General features: G+C 41.6%; 1 protein-coding gene. It reads left to right on the top strand.

Annotated features, from left to right (window positions below):
* A partial coding sequence (locus B3J29_RS09265) for an IS3 family transposase (protein WP_286965103.1) occupies positions 1 to 209 on the top strand: 209 nt, incomplete at both ends.

Genomic DNA, 209 nt, shown 5'->3' with positions numbered 1-209 from the left:
TTCAACCTATTACCGAACTTTAGATCTCGCTGATGAAAAGCATCGCTTTGCAAGGGAACATCGAGCGAAACGTGCTCTGCATGATTTACATCATGCTGAACAAATTAAACGAATTTGGAAAGAAAGTTCAGGTCGATATGGTGTGCGTAAGGCCTGGCAACAATTGAAACGTGAAGGTTATGTTATTGCACGTTGTACAGTTGCTCGAT

Origin of the sequence: Acinetobacter sp. UBA5984 (assembly GCF_002429925.1) — a bacterium.
GTDB lineage: Bacteria > Pseudomonadota > Gammaproteobacteria > Pseudomonadales > Moraxellaceae > Acinetobacter > Acinetobacter variabilis.
Note: the sequence above shows the minus strand (reverse complement) of the source record. Positions and strands in the feature narration are given on the sequence as shown.